The 16458-nt window shown below is 47.0% G+C and carries 16 protein-coding genes; 9 read left to right on the forward strand and 7 right to left on the reverse strand.

Annotation, left to right across the window (positions count from 1 at the left end; translation table 11 throughout):
- Positions 1-22: 22 nt before the first annotated feature.
- A complete protein-coding gene (locus J3P40_RS07640; RefSeq protein WP_256004302.1) occupies positions 23-2152 on the forward strand; it encodes a hybrid sensor histidine kinase/response regulator in 2130 nt (709 codons plus the stop codon).
- Here the strand turns inward: J3P40_RS07640 and J3P40_RS07645 are convergent, their stop codons facing one another.
- A complete protein-coding gene (locus tag J3P40_RS07645; protein ID WP_256004303.1) occupies positions 2153-3382 on the reverse strand; it encodes an MFS transporter in 1230 nt (409 codons plus the stop codon).
- 101 nt (positions 3383-3483) lie between these two features.
- On the opposite strand from J3P40_RS07645, the gene J3P40_RS07650 reads away from it, so the two are divergent.
- Positions 3484-4077: a DUF4142 domain-containing protein gene (locus J3P40_RS07650; protein WP_256004304.1), complete on the forward strand. Its 594-nt coding sequence runs from the start codon at positions 3484-3486 to the stop codon at positions 4075-4077.
- 69 nt (positions 4078-4146) lie between these two features.
- Here J3P40_RS07650 and J3P40_RS07655 read toward each other — a convergent pair whose 3' ends face one another.
- Together J3P40_RS07655 and J3P40_RS07660 are read right to left on the reverse strand one after the other, a co-directional pair.
- On the reverse strand, positions 4147-4809 hold the full coding sequence (locus tag J3P40_RS07655) for a DUF4142 domain-containing protein (RefSeq protein WP_256004305.1): 663 nt from the start codon (positions 4807-4809) through the stop codon (positions 4147-4149).
- Positions 4799-5041, reverse strand: coding sequence for a hypothetical protein (locus J3P40_RS07660; RefSeq protein ID WP_256004306.1), 243 nt, complete (start codon positions 5039-5041; stop codon positions 4799-4801). The genes J3P40_RS07655 and J3P40_RS07660 overlap by 11 nt, the downstream gene beginning before the upstream one ends.
- A gap of 93 nt (positions 5042-5134) precedes the next feature.
- Here J3P40_RS07660 and J3P40_RS07665 point away from each other — a divergent pair, with 93 nt between their 5' ends.
- Genes J3P40_RS07665 through J3P40_RS07680 form a run of 4 tightly spaced genes read left to right on the forward strand, consistent with a single transcriptional unit; the run spans position 5135 to position 9981 of the window.
- Entirely contained in the window at positions 5135-5497 is a 363-nt protein-coding gene (locus J3P40_RS07665; protein ID WP_256004307.1) for a response regulator transcription factor, read from the forward strand.
- Positions 5494-6546, forward strand: a complete 1053-nt coding sequence (locus tag J3P40_RS07670; protein WP_256004309.1) for a HEAT repeat domain-containing protein — start codon at positions 5494-5496, stop codon at positions 6544-6546. Before J3P40_RS07665 ends, J3P40_RS07670 begins: the two co-directional genes overlap by 4 nt.
- Positions 6543-7967, forward strand: a complete 1425-nt coding sequence (locus tag J3P40_RS07675) for a glycosyltransferase family 2 protein (RefSeq protein WP_256004311.1) — start codon at positions 6543-6545, stop codon at positions 7965-7967. The genes J3P40_RS07670 and J3P40_RS07675 overlap by 4 nt, the downstream gene beginning before the upstream one ends.
- 1 nt (position 7968) lies before the next feature.
- On the forward strand, positions 7969-9981 hold the full coding sequence (locus J3P40_RS07680) for an LTA synthase family protein (protein WP_256004313.1): 2013 nt from the start codon (positions 7969-7971) through the stop codon (positions 9979-9981).
- A gap of 4 nt (positions 9982-9985) precedes the next feature.
- On the opposite strand, the gene J3P40_RS07685 is transcribed toward J3P40_RS07680, so the two are convergent.
- The 3 genes from J3P40_RS07685 to J3P40_RS07695 are packed head-to-tail and all read right to left on the reverse strand — an operon-like array spanning position 9986 to position 13614.
- A complete protein-coding gene (locus tag J3P40_RS07685) occupies positions 9986-11149 on the reverse strand; it encodes a hypothetical protein (RefSeq protein ID WP_256004315.1) in 1164 nt (387 codons plus the stop codon).
- A 1-nt stretch (position 11150) separates the two neighbouring features.
- Complete coding sequence (locus J3P40_RS07690; RefSeq protein WP_256004316.1) at positions 11151-12362, reverse strand: YaiO family outer membrane beta-barrel protein; 1212 nt, start codon at positions 12360-12362, stop codon at positions 11151-11153.
- 28 nt (positions 12363-12390) lie between these two features.
- Positions 12391-13614: a GAF domain-containing sensor histidine kinase gene (locus tag J3P40_RS07695; RefSeq protein ID WP_256004317.1), complete on the reverse strand. Its 1224-nt coding sequence runs from the start codon at positions 13612-13614 to the stop codon at positions 12391-12393.
- Between the two features lie 103 nt (positions 13615-13717).
- Between J3P40_RS07695 and J3P40_RS07700 the strand changes: the two genes are divergently transcribed.
- Genes J3P40_RS07700 through J3P40_RS07710 form a run of 3 tightly spaced genes read left to right on the forward strand, consistent with a single transcriptional unit; the run spans position 13718 to position 16162 of the window.
- On the forward strand, positions 13718-14620 hold the full coding sequence (locus J3P40_RS07700; protein ID WP_256004318.1) for a DUF6263 family protein: 903 nt from the start codon (positions 13718-13720) through the stop codon (positions 14618-14620).
- A 13-nt stretch (positions 14621-14633) separates the two neighbouring features.
- Entirely contained in the window at positions 14634-15305 is a 672-nt protein-coding gene (locus J3P40_RS07705; protein WP_256004319.1) for a 3-keto-disaccharide hydrolase, read from the forward strand.
- Positions 15306-15307: 2 nt separating this feature from the next.
- Positions 15308-16162, forward strand: coding sequence for a LamG-like jellyroll fold domain-containing protein (locus J3P40_RS07710; protein ID WP_256004320.1), 855 nt, complete (start codon positions 15308-15310; stop codon positions 16160-16162).
- Here J3P40_RS07710 and J3P40_RS07715 read toward each other — a convergent pair.
- Positions 16152-16400 (reverse strand): hypothetical protein, encoded by a 249-nt coding sequence (locus tag J3P40_RS07715; RefSeq protein WP_256004321.1) that lies wholly within the window; start codon positions 16398-16400, stop codon positions 16152-16154. The two genes, J3P40_RS07710 and J3P40_RS07715, sit on opposite strands and share 11 nt — an antisense overlap.
- Between the last annotated feature and the right edge of the window lie 58 nt (positions 16401-16458).

Below are 16458 nucleotides of genomic sequence, written 5' to 3' on the forward strand. Positions count from 1 at the left end.
GAGATCTATATTCATATCAGGAATGAATTCTAAGAATATCAGGGGAAGTGTATTTTATTGCCTCTTATTTTTCATAGCAATTGTCGTTGTATTTCAATTGTATAACCTTTCCGCAATTCATTCGAACCAGAGATCGGCTGTCAAGCTCCAGGTGCTGCTCAATCTTTCGGAAGAAGCGAACGATAACCTGGGTTCAGTACAGCAAGACTATCGATCTTATCTTTCAGAGCCGTCTCCCGCGATGCGGGCAACCATATTCGCCCATCAATTCATTGTGCGGCAGTCGCTCGACAGCCTCAGGAGTCTTTCAGCGACAAGTTCGGTGCTGAAAAAATATTCCCAGAGGATCAAGGAAGCCTATATGACAGAAGAGGCCTTGATGACGGCCGACGTTGACGGACTTCGGGACACCGACAGCGCACTCAGGGCCGTAGTGAATCATGAATTGAGAATGGACGTGGTCTGGACATTGTTGTACGATTACCGGAAAATCGTAAAAGGCCAGCTTCAAAATACCAACTATAACATCTCCAGACTTGCGGAGACTTCAAGAAACACAGGATATGTATTGGCCCTGCTTGCTCTGCTGTTAACAGCAGCTTTCATTTCGGGTAAAAGAGAAAATAAGCGAAGCGCCGCTAAATTATCCAACGACGCACTGTTTATGCAGTCGCTGCTCGACACCACCAGCACGGCCATGCATATAGCCGACCAATCCGGGCGCATACTTTACGTCAACAAGTCCTTTTGTGAATTTTTAGGCCTCGAAGCAAATTACATTACGGGGAAATTGTTCAAGGAACTTCATCCAGGCAGGTCCCTTAATTTTGAGAACCCATCTTTGCGGGCCGACCCCCATCTTTCGCCTTTTGAGACTGAAGAAGTGGTTCATATAGATGGCGAGAAAAATTACTTCTTTACACGGAAATTCCCGCTACGAGATGCTACCGGTCAGACCTACGCTTTTGCAATCATCAGCAGGAACATTACAGAGCGTATCCTGAGCGAGGAGGGGCTACGGAAATCCCGTGAGGAAGCGGAACATGCACGGCTTACCCAGGAACAGTTTATGGCCAATATCAGTCACGAGATCCGTACGCCCATGAATGGGGTGATGGGAATGGCCGAATTGCTCAAGGCGACGCCGCTGACCGAAGAACAGGCTGAATATGTCGGAATCATCAGCCAGTCATCCAATAATCTCATGGTGCTTATCAATGATGTTCTCGATTTTGCCAAGATAGAGGCTGGGCGGCTTGAACTGGAATGCATTTCCTTCAAGATATCAGAAGTTCTCAATCAGGTGCTCTCTGCCATGCGGTTTAAGGCAGCCGAACGCAAACTCAACCTGTCGCTCCATGCAGATCATAAAGTGCCCCTTGGCGTTCTGGGCGATCCGCTGCGGCTTTACCAGATTCTTTCCAATATCGTTTCCAACGCCATTAAGTTCACACCATCAGGATCGGTTACCATCGACGTCACAGCCAGGAGCCACGACTCCAGCCTGGTCATGGTTATTTTCAGGATTACCGATACAGGCATCGGTATACCGGAAGACCGGATCGACTATATTTTTCAGAGTTTCGCCCAAACCAGTCTGGACATCAGTCGCAAATACGGTGGCACCGGACTGGGTCTGGCCATTGTAAAACAACTCGTCAATCTTTATAACGGCCAGATATCTGTAAGCAGCAAACTAAACGAAGGAAGTTGTTTTGTCGTGGAAATCCCATTCCAGCCGGCACCTGTAGGCGTGCGCACCATAGCAGAGGCCAATAAATTTGAGTTGCTTAAAGGCAAAAGCATACTTATTGTGGAAGATAATATCATCAACCAGAAAGTGATCGTCAAAACACTGGAAAATTCCGGGATATCCACAACGCTTTGTGACAACGGTTTCGACGCACTCGAGCGACTTAAAACCCAGCGCTTCGATGCCGTGATCATGGATATTCAGATGCCCGAGATAGATGGGCGGGAAACCACCAGACGCATCAGGACTGAACTGAACCTTGATGTGCCGGTCATAGCTATGACCGCCTCGGTTCTCTCAGACGAACGCGATCGCTGTAAAGCCGCGGGTATGAACGAATACATATCAAAACCCTTTGTCAAAGAAGATCTTTTCGAAAAACTACTGCTCTTTATGTAGCTATTCCGGGTTGGTCCTGGAGATCCGGGCTATAAATACCATTAAAGCGCCCGAAAGTAAGATCAGCAGCAGGTAACTCAAGCTCAGGTTTACCCCGCCGCTGGCTGGTATAAGGTATATGATCCCATAACTCAGGAAGGAAACCACTACATAGTTAATACCGCCGGTTAACCCGCTGGCTATACCTGCATTTTTTGGGAAGCGGCTCAGGCAGTAGGTAAAGAAGCTGTTAAACGTGTACCCTGAAGCTGCGTGGATAATAAAAGCAAAGATGATCAGCGTATACAGATTTTCCGCAGAACCCATCACCCCAAGCATCAGCAGTCCGGCGGCGCATTGTATGCCAAGGTTTACGAACAGCTTTTTGTTAAAAGGCCGGTTTATCGTCGATTTACTAACCATCCCGCCGGTCATCACCGCCGCGCCCAGGATCAGCGAACTGTAACCCGCAACAATAGGGGTCATGCCCAACTGGTGTTCAATAATGAACGGACCGGTCATGTTATAGATCATCACCATGCTGTATGCCAGTCCCAGCATCACGATGCCCAGCGTAAAACTTGGCGTTTTCAGCATATCTCCATACACGCTGGAGATGGTTTTCAGGTTAAAGCTCATTTTCTGCCTGATCGTCTCTCCACTGAAAATCAGTTCGAGCAGAAGAATAACAACGGCGAAAGCTGTCAGAAAATAGAAGTTTGCCTGCCAGCCAAAATACGTCTGCAAATAACCGCCAGCAAACGGCGCGATGATTGGTGCAGTAGCCCAGATAATGGAAAACATGCTCAGATAATGCTTCAGTTTGTCGCCCGAAAACAGGTCCACAAAATAAGCTCGCTTAGACACCACTACTGCGCCGACCGTAATGCCATGTACAATACGCATCGCATAAATCATATAAATGCTGGTAGTGTTGGCAATCGTCAGGCTGGCTAGCGCGAATACCGCCAGGCTTACCAGGTTGATCCGGTAACGCCCAAAGCTGTCGAGCAAACTGCCTACAAACAATTGTGAAACGCCATAGCTTATCAAGAACAGGCTGAGCGTCAGCTGCACCTGTATGTCGCTGGCCTTAAGTGAAGCCGCCATGCTGGGCAGCGAAGGTATGTATACATCGGTAGCGAAACCCGACATCGGAATAAGTGCAAATGCAAGCACGGTTGATATGCCTTGGTTTTCCGGCTTAAGTCTTTTAGCAGTACGCAAGTTCTGATCTTTTTGAGGGCGCAAATTTACGGTTTAGCAAAGTTTCTCATCCCGTCGGTCAGACATGCCTGTGTAAAATAAAACCAAGCCCGGTGCATTTTGTTATTAGAACAAAAAAAGCAGCTATGAAAAAATTAAATCAATCTCTACTTGTTCTGGCTATAGGCTCTTTATGCTACGCCTGTACCAACAACAGCAACAAAAATACAGTAGCGGTAGAAACGCGGACCGACAGTCTGTCTTCTTATGATTCGGCCACAACCGTTCACAATGCGGCCGATACAGCATCTAACCCGCTGGTTACCTTTGCCCTTAAAGCAGCCGCTGGCGGAAAGATGGAAGTCGAACTGGGTACCGTTGCCCAGGAAGTGTCAGACAATCCACGTGTGAAGGCCTTTGGTGCCATGATGGTCAAAGATCACAGCAAGGCAAATCAGGAACTGATGACCCTGGCAGAACTTAAAGGCATCCGTCTTCCCTCTACCATGCCCGAAGAAATGCAGCATCATATCAATGACATTAAATTTCTCAAAGGCAAAGAATTCGATACGAAGTACATGGCCATGATGGTCGACGACCACAAAGATGATGTCAATTTATTTGAAGATGCGTCGAAGACATCCAAAGACGCCGATATTAAAGCCTTCGCTTCTAAAACCCTTCCTATTTTGAAGATGCACCTTGATTCGGCTAAATCCGTAAAAGGTTCCATTAAATAATATAAGGTTTGAAACATAACAAGGGCGCCTTCCGCGGGGAGGGCGCCCTTGTTATGTCTTAGTATTTCACTACTGCAGTTTCTCTACCGCAGCCATATGGTTGCGAAGCGAAGGCAAGTGTTTTTCCGCATAGGCCTTTACCTGCGCATCTGATGATTTAGCGCCAAGCTCATGCAGGGCAATCGCCTTACGATGATCATTTAGCATGGTCGTCAGGTACACGCGGTCAAACTGCTCGCCGCTTAGTGCGTTAAGCTGCTTGGATGCCATAGCGATGTCCATATCCACAGGAATAGAGTCGGGCTGCATTTTGCTGATGTTTTTCGATGTAGCCAGGGCCTGCAGTTCTGCGTTCGCCTTAGTATGATCTGTCACCATCATTGCACCAAAACTTCTAACTTCGGCGCTCTGTCCCTTTTGCTGGGCAATGCGTCCCAGTTCCACTTCCTTCTTTCCCGCAAGCGCCGCGTGTGCAACAAAATCGGCAGCGCTTATCTGTCCGTTTTGGTCTGTCGGAAAGTTTAATGCAAGGGTATCCAGTGTGATCTGGCTTCCTGCTGATGTTAAGGCTGTCGGTTTATCCGGCGTGTTAAGATTTTCCGTTACAGCTTCAGCGCCGGTTACAGGTGCAGTACCTGTTGTGGTAACTGCCGTTTCCCGGGCTCCGGAACAAGCGCCGATTGCACAGGCAGCAATCAAAGCGAACGGCAGGTTTAATATGTTAGTCTTCATCGTCTTCTCCGTTTAATGCGTCCAAATCATCTTCATACAGATCAGTATCCGGATCATCGCTTAAGTCCAGGTCCAGATCTTCCTCCGTATTTCCGGTATCTTCCGATGAGTCATAGTCGCTCATCTCGTCCGCGTCGTCAACCGGTCGCTCCGGTCGTTCACCGATGTTCTGCTGTGCCGACATGAGCAATACATTGTCCACGTCCTGCTGTGTTGTTTCATTCGTTTTCATAGGGTTATGTTTTTTTAAAAAGAACAACTTACATAGTCTTTTAGTTTATTTATATTAGCATATACAAAACACAAAACATCCCTTAATATCCGTATGAGAATTTTGATTGCTGAAGACGATGAATTAATGCTTAAGACCCTAGAGTTCCGTTTAAAAAAGGACGGACACGACGTTGTCATTGCCAGGGACGGTCGGGAGGCCCTTTCCAAAATTGACACCATGAGTCCGGATCTGGTCATTTCAGATATCATGATGCCCTATAATTCCGGGCTCGAAATCGTAGGTGCAGTTAAGGAAAAGCTCAACACACCGATCATCATCCTGTCTGCTATGGGGCAGGAAGATGTCGTCTTAGAGGCATTTAAGCTCGGTGCAGATGATTTTATCACCAAGCCATTCAGTCCGAATGAGCTCTCCGTCCGCATCAGAAGATTGGCCATACAAGTCCCCAAATGATCTATCTTGGTGTTTCCCTGATATTTCTGCTTGGTACTGCAGTTACATTGACGGTATTTATGAGCGTTTATCTGCTTGTCAGAAAGAAACGGCGACAGAAATACGGTAAATGGAACCACATGTCCGACCTTCTGGTTCGCAAGGCGATCTTTTTTGACGAAGACGATAAGCATCATATTATACCGATCACCACCAGATTAAATAAGCTGTTGGCGAACCAGCGATTCAGGCATCATCTGACCAGAAAAATTGTTTCAGCCTCAAGAAGCCTTTCGGGGCAATCGTTCCGCAACCTTCAGAGGCTATACATACAGCTTGGGCTCGACAAGTTCGCGCTTAAAATGGCGGAGAGCTCGCAATGGCATAAAAAATCGCATGGTTTGCAGCAGATCGGCGCCATGGAACTCACCGAGCATCTGAATCTTGTATCCCGCTTCACCAACGATAAAAATGACCTGGTTCGAGTCGAAGCTCAGATTGCCGTACTTAAACTATCTGGTTTCGAAGGTCTTCGGTTTCTAGACAACGTATCCTACCAGATTTCCGAATGGCAGCAGATCCGCCTGCTGAAAGAACTTTCCCAATTGCCGCACACAGAGCTTAAGGGTGTTGATCATTGGCTACGATCCGACAATGCCAGTGTGATCATTTTCGCACTTAAGCTCGCCCGGAATTATCATCATTTCGAACTGTACGACGATATCATGCTATGCCTTGATCATCCCCAGGCCGAAGTGCGCGCACAGGCTGTCCTGACACTATCCGACATATACACGGAAAACACTTCCGATAGACTTGTTGAAATATTTCCCGGTCAACCCGTCGATATCCAGCTGGTCATTGCAAAGGTTCTCGCCAAAATCGGCGACAGGGAAGACGTACCTGCCCTGATAAATTTTTTGTCTACATCTCACCTCGGCCTAAAACTTGCACTTGTACGCACACTGTTCATTATTGGTGAAGGAACCGACCTCCTCGAACAATACGTAGATACGAATGTCTATCCCATCAATGAGATGGTAGCACAAGTAAAAAATGAAATGAAATGAGCTGGCAGACTATATTACTAGATATCTTTACCTACGGACTTTTGCTCTATTCCGTGCTGCTCTTGTCGGGCTATCTTTTTATCGGTGCGTATTCCATCGGCGAGGTAAGAAATTATCTCCGCAAGAATAGTTTTACCGATTACCGGGTACTTGCCGGCTCCAACGAATCGCCAAGCATCAGCATACTGGCACCGGCCTACAACGAGGGTGCTAACATCATCGAGAATGTGAGGTCGCTGCTGTCGATTAACTATAATAACCTGGAAGTGATTATTATTAACGATGGCAGCAAAGACGATTCACTGGAAAAGCTTATTAATGCTTACGACCTTTACAAGGCAGATTTTTTTGTGAATCCGCAGATCCACACCAAACCGGTACGGGGTGTTTATAAAAGCAATAAGGCTGTTTACAGGAAGCTTATTGTGGTCGACAAACAAAATGGCGGTAAAGCAGACGCTCTTAATGTGGGGATTAATATTGCTCAAAACAGTTACATCGTATGTATTGACGTGGACTGTATCCTTGAGCAGGATGCCCTGCTTAAACTAGCCAAGCCTTTTCTGGAAACGACAGAGAAGCGCGTCATTGCCACGGGTGGTGTTATCCGCATAGCCAACAGCTGCGAGGTCGAAAACGGTCGACTTGTTAAGGTTAATTTGCCGAGGCAATTCCTGCCAAGGGTGCAAACGCTGGAATATATCAGGGCCTTCCTGTTAGGAAGGATGGCATGGAGCAGGCTTAACGGCCTTTTATTAATATCCGGGGCTTTTGGTGCTTTCGATCGGGATATTGTCATTAAATGTGGCGGATACAACCATAATACGGTGGGTGAAGATATGGAACTGGTTGTTCGGATGAGAAGATACATGGAAGAGCAAAACGAGCCTTACAAAGTTAGTTTTATTCCTGATCCGCTGTGCTGGACAGAAGCGCCTGCCTCCTTTAAGATTTTGGGCAGGCAGCGTAACCGTTGGACCCGCGGTACGATAGAGACCTTGCAGATGCATAAGGTCATGTTCTTCAATCCCAAATACCGCCTTTTAGGTATGGTTAGTTATCCTTACTGGTTTTTTTTCGAGTTTTTAGCACCGATCGTTGAGTTTCTGGGGATGGTGGCATTCCTTATATTCGTACTGCTCGGACTTATTCATTGGACTTTCTTCCTGGGCCTGTTGTTTTTTATTTTCAGTTTCGGCTTTTTGTATTCCGTTTTTGCCATTCTTATGGAGGTGTTGACCTACAATCAATATAAACGTAGTCGCGATATCCTTATGCTGGTTTTAACGGCATTCGTTGAACCATTTATTTTCCATCCCTTCGTGGTGTGGTCAGCCGTTATGGGAAATATAGACCTCCTGAGAAAAAAGAATGCCTGGGGCGAGATGACCAGGCAGGGTTTCACAAAAAAGCCGAACTAAGATGATCCGGATAAAAGCAGCGTCACATTTGTTTATCAAGCTTTCATTGGTCTGGCTGATGGCGGTTTTATGCATCGGCCTTTTTGAAATTGTATTAAATGGGCTCACCCATGAGTTTCCTGCAGGTTGGCCTGCCATGGTGCTTTGGTCATGGCTGGCCGGTTTTCTGTTCTGGTTGAAATGGCAGGTTGCAGCTTATATCCTGTTCGTTTTACTTTATTTCGCCAAGCCTGGTCTGGCCAAACTTGTTTTCAGCGTTTTTATCGTGCTCATCACCATAACGCATCTGCTGCTTATCCAGTATTTCAATGTGTCGCTGGTGCCATTAGGGGCCGACCTTTTCGGTTACTCTTTGGCCGACATCAGGCAAACAGTCGGCGCTTCAGGTGGTATAGGCTTTCTGCCTCTGATATTTCTTTTATTCTTTATTGCTGCGATAGCGCTTAGCCTCAGGTATATCCCCCGCAAACTGCAGGTGCCATTCTGGTTGGCTGTAGCCTTCCCGGTACTATCCCTTTTGCTCCACCTAACCTCTGCGTACGCTTCCTGGAAGGGACCAAGATATACTTCAGATTTCAACAATAATCTGGTGACAAACAAAGCTGATTATTTCTTCTCCGACAGCTACGATCATTTTTTTCCGGGCGACGATGACGTCGATATTTACGCCGATGCTTATATAGGCGATTACATAACCGCGGCTCCCGGTAACGTTGCTTTTAAATATGCAGATGAAGAGAAATACCCCTTTTTACACCAGGAGGTCAGCCGCGATGTACTCGGTCCGTTTTTCCAACCGGGTAAGCAGCGTCCAAATATAGTTATTATCCTTGTCGAAGGCCTGGGCAGAGCCTTCACCAACGAAGGCGCATATCTGGGTAACTTTACGCCCTTTCTGGACTCCCTCGCCGGAAAAAGTCTTTACTGGAAAAATTTCCTTAGTCAGGGCGGGCGAACATTTGCCGTACTCCCTTCCATAATGGCCTCACTGCCATTTGCCAGAAACGGTTTTCTTGAGCTTGGCAACGATATGCCTGAACATCTTTCATTATACAACATTTTAAAGAAGGCAGGTTATCATACCGCCTTTTACTATGGAGGAGATGCAGCATTCGATAATATGAATATCTTTTTGAAAAAGAACGATGTCGACCAGGTCAACGACGCAAAGAGCTTTCCGGCCGGATACAGGAAAATGCCCGCTGTCAACGGTTTCACCTGGGGCTATAGCGATAAGGAACTCTTCAGACATTACTTTTCAAAAACCGCTGCGGTGCCGTCTCTCACACCTCAGCTTAATGTGATACTTACCGTTGCTACGCATAATCCATTTATCATAAATGAGCAGGCGCGATATACCGCGGTGTTCGAAAAAAGAATGTCCGACCTGGGCTTCGACGAGTCGAAAAAAGACACTTACCGGCACTATGCCTTACAGTATTCCACCATTATGTACGCCGATCAGGCGCTGAAGGAGTTTTTTGAGCAATATAAAAGGCGTGCAGATTACCAGCAAACCATTTTTGTTGTTACGGGCGACCACAGGATGCCGGAAATCCCGATGAGCAGTAAAATAGACCGGTATCATGTGCCGCTCCTGATCTATTCGCCGCTTCTGAAAAGAACCGCGGCGTTTAACTCGGTCTCCACGCATTTCGACATTGCACCCAGCCTCTTCAGCTTCCTGGAACAGAATTATCAGCTGCCGGCGCCAGCTTTGAGCAGCTGGATGGGGCTGGGCTTAGATACGGCGCGGGCATTCAGGAACATTCACGCTTATCCGCTCATGCAAACCAAGACAGAAATCGTCGACTTCATTATGGACGAATACCATTTAAACGGAAGCCAGCTTTACAAGCTCTCGCCAAATATGAGTGAGGAAGCCGTTGAGGATGAACAAAAGAAAAGTCAGCTGAAGCGGGCGTTTGACCGGTTTAAGCAGCGTAACAGCAAGCTGAGCAATGGATCTCCTTTGTTGCCCGACTCCATTTACAAGCGATTTGCGCCCCAGTAACCAGTTACCTGCCTAAGCGATCTTTTTCGGCCTGAAGTATGTTTGTGACCATCGGCCTGTAAAAGTTCCAGAAGAAACTTGAGCGCTCCATCGGGTTGTCGCTGTTGTAAAACAGCCATTTAAAAAAGCCTATACCCTTAAAGTAGGAAGAAGTGATGCTCACCTGGTTGTCACTGAAGTCACCGCAAAAGTAAAAAAAGCGGTAATCGGGACCGTCGTGCGAAAGCACAGCAGGAAAGCGGTGCGGCAAATGGTGCTGGTCCAGCACACGACGGCCATGGTGGTTAAGTCCTATTTCGAACGAGGCCATCTCCTTATTGATCTTCCGATCAGGGACTACCACGTCAAACCAAAATGGATATTTGACCCGCCGGGGCAGCCCGAGCTTGTTCGCGCCCTCCTCAGTGCTCACGATATGGGGAAGCGGCATGGTCATGTGTGTGCTGTCTTCCAGAATAACTACCTGGTCAGATTCACTTACAAACGCGATTCCGGATTTTTTGAAAGGCCAGCGGTTGCTGTTATCTCTTTTGTAATTCCTGATCAGCCATCCGGGCAGTTCCTTGTTCCTGCTGGTATCTAAACTTTCGAAGAAACGCCCTGTCCAGCCTGTCCAGCGCATTGCAAACAATTTCTCGAACGAACGGCGCTCGGATGTATTGGTGGGCGACCCTATGGTATTAAATTCTGTAATGATCAGTTTTCGCTTCGCCTTCATTAACCTCAGGAAGTTCATATCCTGCTCACTCAATCCCCCATATATAAGGCCAGATCGCTCTTTATCGTCGCCGTGCTGCCGCCACTCATTGTTAAAGATGCCGTATGTGTCTGTATAGTAGGCTATATCCGCGTCATTGCTCAACTGTGCCAGCTGCTCCTCACTGAAGCGTTCCAGCCCTTTCAGCCTGTACTTTTCGTTGTCCAAAGGGAAAAATCCGAAGTAGTCTTCAGCTATTTGGTAAGGTTTGGTCCGTGTTTTCGTAAACCGTTCATGGTTTAATATCCATGTGAGCGATAAATGTTCCTGACCCTGGCGGGTGAGTACAGTTTTGTCTATAATTGCGGCGACCAACTTCGTTTTAGAAGACATGGCCCATGCAAGCCACATCCAAAAGGGTAGCAGCAGAAGCAGTAACAAAGCGATCCAAGTGATTTTCTTTTTGCTCATTTCAGAAGCGTCTCATATAACCAATCCCAACATCGATCTGATTGCCCTTCGTGTTCACAAGATATTCCTGGTTATCCAGCCCAACGTTTAAAGTCAATACATTAAGCGTCTTAACCGCCTTACGGAATCCAAGATTAATATTGTTCGACCTCAGTTTAAAATCGGTGTTTCCAATCAGCACGTTATTCTGGGGGTTATCTGGTGAAACCCCGGTACCCAGGCGCAAACTCAGATAATCATCCGCTCCGCCGTAGTAATATCTTGTAGTCAGCGCAAAAGACCTTGAGATATTTTTATGGGCGGGTGTCAGGAAGGTTCTCAGGTTAAACCACAGGCTTTTATAGTACTTGCCTACCGAAGCAGTGTATATCCATGTTGCCTCACCGAAGTTAAGATAACGAAAACCAGCCTCTGCTTCAAAAGCGGCCGGCAGGTTAGCGTATAATGAAAAGCCTGCACGATACTTTGGAAACACCCCAACGTCGTCGGAATAGCCACCACTGATATAGGCCTGGAAGGTCTTTGAGATCCGGGGATAGGCATCCAGCTCAAACTGCAGGCCGTTACTTCTGAACCGGTTCGCGTAGTTTATTCTGGCGGTAACCGAACCCAAGCCAGTTTGTCTGCTGTAATCAAGACTTGCCAAATGCCAGGGGTCATCAAACTGTTTATCGAAATACACAAAATCATAGGTTACACCCATCCTGTTTTTCGAAGAATTTTCCCTTACCCTGGCTGCGAGTGCGCGGGCCTCCGTGTCGCCCGACGTTGCTTTCAATACAATTTCAAGATCAGCGTTCGCTTCAGGCCACCTTTTCAGATCGTTAAGGATTTTTGCCCTAAGCAAGAGCAGATCCCGCGCCTTAGGATCAACACCAAGACCCTTGTTCGCATATTCAAGCGCCTTAAGTGAATTATCTTCCCAAAACTCAAGGCTTCCGACTGCCAGCAAGGCATCCAGGTGATCCGGTTCGGCAGACAGAACACGATGGAACTCCCGGCGTGCACTGTCAGGTTCATCGTTCCAGGTGTATAATCTTCCAAGAAATATCCTGATATCTGCATAGTCCGGGCTCATAGTTAGGGCAGACTTTGTTATACGAATTGCTTCCGCATAGTTTTTTTCCTCAAAAGCAAGCTTCCTAGCCTGTTGAAACAGTTCGTCGGAGCTTTGCCCGGACTGTGCCCTTGCAGTTACAGCAAAACACAGCATTACTGCAACAAAGAAACAGCTGAAAGGTCTACACATTGTTTTGCGGGATAAGTACAAGAAAAGTTGTTCCCTGTCCGGGTGCTGAGTTAATGCTTAGGCTTCCTCCCAGGCCATTGATGAGGTGGCTAACCAACGAAAGCCCGAAACCGTAGCCCTTTTCTCCTGAAGTGCCTGCGGTCGACTTAGCCCCGCCGCTCATAATATTGTCTATCATTTCCTGGTTCATGCCCGTTCCTGAATCTGAAACACTGATACTAAGTATATTTTGATGTGATTGTACAATCAAATTCAGTACCACATGCACACGTCCATTTTTACCGGTAAACTTTATAGCGTTAGATATCAGGTTGCCCGCGATTTGCAGCAGCTTGTTGCGCGAGAACGGAATATGTTCCGCACCTTTCATCAGCTCAATGTCCAGCTGAACACCTTTATTAACAGCCTGCGGTGCATAGAGTTTCTGTAGCTTTTCAGCAAACACGTTCAGATTGAATTGATTCTCTTTTAAGTTTCGAACAGCACTTTCCTCGGTCAATATTTCATCAGCCAGCTCAAGTACCGATTTGCTGCTCCTGTTGATAAGGTTAATGAATTCGAGCACCTCTTCCAGCTTAACGCTTGAACCTTGCTCCGCGATAATCTCCGATAAACCAATAATCCCAGCCAGCGGGCCTCGAATGTCATGCGCCACTTTCTTTTTAGACTCATTAGCATCCTTCACCTTGGTCCGCAACGAATCGATCACCTTATGGACGTTCAAACGGTTTACGATCTCGTTTGCAATGATTTTAAGCAGCTCGACTTTTTCCGGTGTCAGCGATTTCAGCTGCGTGTCAAGCACACAAAGAGCGCCCAGGTTTGCCCCATCATTATTTTTAAGCGGCACGCCGAAGTAGTACCTCAGGGAAAGCGGATCCTTTACGTAAAAATTCTCCTTAAAACGCTCATCTGCCGAAAGATCTTTAACCTCAAAATGATCGTCTCCCATAATGGTATACTGGCAGGCCGACTCCTCTCTGGTCATTTGATCTATTTCCAGGCCATGTCTGCCCACGGTCCACTGCGTAAAAGAGTCGATCAGGTTCACTAAAGAAATGTCTGTGCCTGCAACTTTTGCAGCCAGGTGCGTCAGATCTTTAAAATTTTCGGATAAACTAGCATAATCCAGGTCAAGCTCAGACAAGCTAATGATGCGTTCCATTTCGTTTTCCGGAACTGGGTATTGTTTTTCGTTCACTGGTAAATAGGTCATTGATTAAGTAATTCTTTTCCTAAAATAAACGAAATAAAGCAACCTGCAAATACAATCAGCATTAATCTTTTGCTATCTTGCAACAGCATTAACGCAACATCATATGAGAAAAACAGTTTTAAACATCCTCACCATTCCGCTTTTGTGCCTCTCAGCGCAGGCTCAAAAGTATACCCTGCAGCTCAATCTGAAAAACGGCGAGGTGTATCCCCAGAAAATGACCATGCACAGCGTCGTGAAACAGGCCGCTGCCGGTCAGACTATCGATATTACTATTGATATGATCAGTTCCGTTGAATATAAGGTTAACAATGTCACGGCTGAAGGTTATGTGTTTGACGCCACTTATAAGGAGCTTTCCATGAAGGTGGCTTTTCCAGGTGCTGCAATGAGTTTTTCTTCGGGGCAGACCGGTGCCGATGATATGGTATCCCGTCTCCTGAATAACATTGTAGGAAAACCGTTTCAAATCAAAATGACCAGACTTGGTAAAATTACGGATGCGACAAACCTCCAGCAGATATTGGAAACAGCGTTTAAAGAATCCTCCGGTCTCAGCGAAGAGCAGCGGGGTCAGATCTCTGGTGCGTTCGGCACAGAATCCTTTAAAAGAAATCTAGAATCGTTTTCAGGCATATATCCGACCCAGGCTGTAGCTAAGGGTGATACCTGGACGGTACACCACGAAGCACCAGGCAACATAGGAATGAGCATGGACGCGAAGTATACACTTTCCGAATTAACCGCTACCGATTATGTACTGAATGCAAACTCCACGCTCAACACCGACACACAGCAATCAGTAGGTGGCGACAGGACGGCGCAGGTCGTCCTTAGCGGTGGTCTGTCAGGCAATCTTAAACTCGACCGCAAAACTGGCTGGATCTCCGAAGGGAAGATCACCACCTCAATGAAAGGAACCACAACCATGAGCAAAGCCGGTGCGGACGGAGAAGAAATGAACATTCCTATGGAAATGACGATGGAGATGAGCATTAATAAATAATTTTAAACCTTAAATGTACAAATCAATAACCCTGTTCACGTCGTTGCTGTTTGGCCTCTCGGTAAGCGCCCAGCAAAGCAATGTCAAACCACTGTTCAACGGCAAGGACCTTACCGGCTGGACGAAATATATACAAAAGCGGGGGCTCAACACCGATCCCAAGAAAGTGATTTCGGTAGCCGATGGCAGCATCTATGTAACCGGAGAAGAGATTGGATATGTGGCGACCGATAAAGTTTATCATAACTTCCGTCTGCTGCTCGACTTCAAGTGGGGTACTAGGAAATTTCCGCCCAGGGAGCGCGACAAGCGCGATGCCGGCATCTGCTTCCATGTAGGCGAAAATGATAACCGCATATGGCCGAAGTCGGCCGAGTTCCAGATACAGGAAGGAGACGTAGGCGATCTTTGGTTAATCGACAGCGTCACTACCTTTATTGAAGGCTTGCAGACTGAGCCTAAAGACTATGCCAGGGTTGCGAAAACCAAAGATGCTGAACGGAAGAACGGAGAGTGGAACTCACTGGAACTGATCTACCGCAACGGACGGTTCCGGTTTATCGTCAATGGCGTTATTGTAAATGAAGGAGAATATCTGAGTGTTTCCAACGGCCGGATCCTGCTTCAGTCGGAGGGTGCGGAGATATGGTACCGCAATATCCAAATTGAAGAATATAAAGACTGATTATGAAAATAACCGTCCTCTCAGTGCTTTGCCTGGCAGCTGTTTCGGCAGGCGCGCAGCAGATGAGCAAAAAGTCGCTCATTCTCGATCTTAATGCCGACAAAGGCGTGTTTGCCAATGAACAGAATCTTGTCCACAAGTGGCAAAACCAGGTAAAGACCTTTCCGGCAAGAGATTTTGAGAAGCGCGATGAAGGGCGGAAGGTTCCGGGGTCGGGATGTCCAAAGCTATTAGCAAAAGTACCTGAATTAAACGGACATAACAGCATTGCCTTTAAACAGCAGGAACTGGTCAACATGGACGAAGATGCTTTTGATCACCTGATCCAGGGCACAGGCTATACCTGGTTTGCGGTTCTGAAGCCAGGAAAGCAGCCGGGCGAACTGAAAGACGTCAACTGTTTCTTCGGTAACCTTAGGAACAAGCCCAACAACGAAGGCTTCTGGGGTGGCTTTGCCGACGACAACACCTTCTGGATGAGCAGCAGGAATGCCATAACGTTCGGCCGCTGGGATAAGAATAACCCGTACGTAGCCTCCAAAAAGATACTTAGTCAGAACCGGTACTACCTCATCATGGGCCGCATGGGTAAAGGTACAGATACCGTGATGCTTTCGCTTTACCTGAACGACGGGGCCGCCCCGATCGCAGTGCACCCCTTTCCCGTAAATCCAAGAGCCAATTCCTCAAAAATGGCGGTCGGACAGGAGAGGGATGCTATTGAACACCCGGGCAGGGAGTCTTTCGTAGGCGAAATGGCCAGGTTCATGGTGTACGATCGCCCCTTAAGCGATGAGGAGATGATCATGGCTGCAAAGCAGCTGCGTCACTATTACAACATTCCGGTTATGCCCTAGGCTCAGCTGTAGCGTATACCACTTCAAATCCACCATACATCGCCATATCGGCCGTGTGAAGGACTTTTAGCTTGAGTTTTAAGCGCTCGATAAGTTCTTTGGCAAAAGTGATGCTCCTGTGGATATCATTCGTTCCCCTTATTTCAATGCCTCTGGAAAGCATTTTGAATTTATTAGGTTCAAACTTTTCAATGAATTTCTGCAGGTCTGCATGATAGTTTGTGTTTGGATTTTGCATAGTTTTTATTTCGTATGTATCCTAAAGTCAGAACACCGGCTAATTGTTTGAGATAATT

Origin of the sequence: Pedobacter deserti (assembly GCF_024436415.1) — a bacterium.
Classification (GTDB): Bacteria; Bacteroidota; Bacteroidia; order Sphingobacteriales; family Sphingobacteriaceae; genus Pedobacter; species Pedobacter faecalis.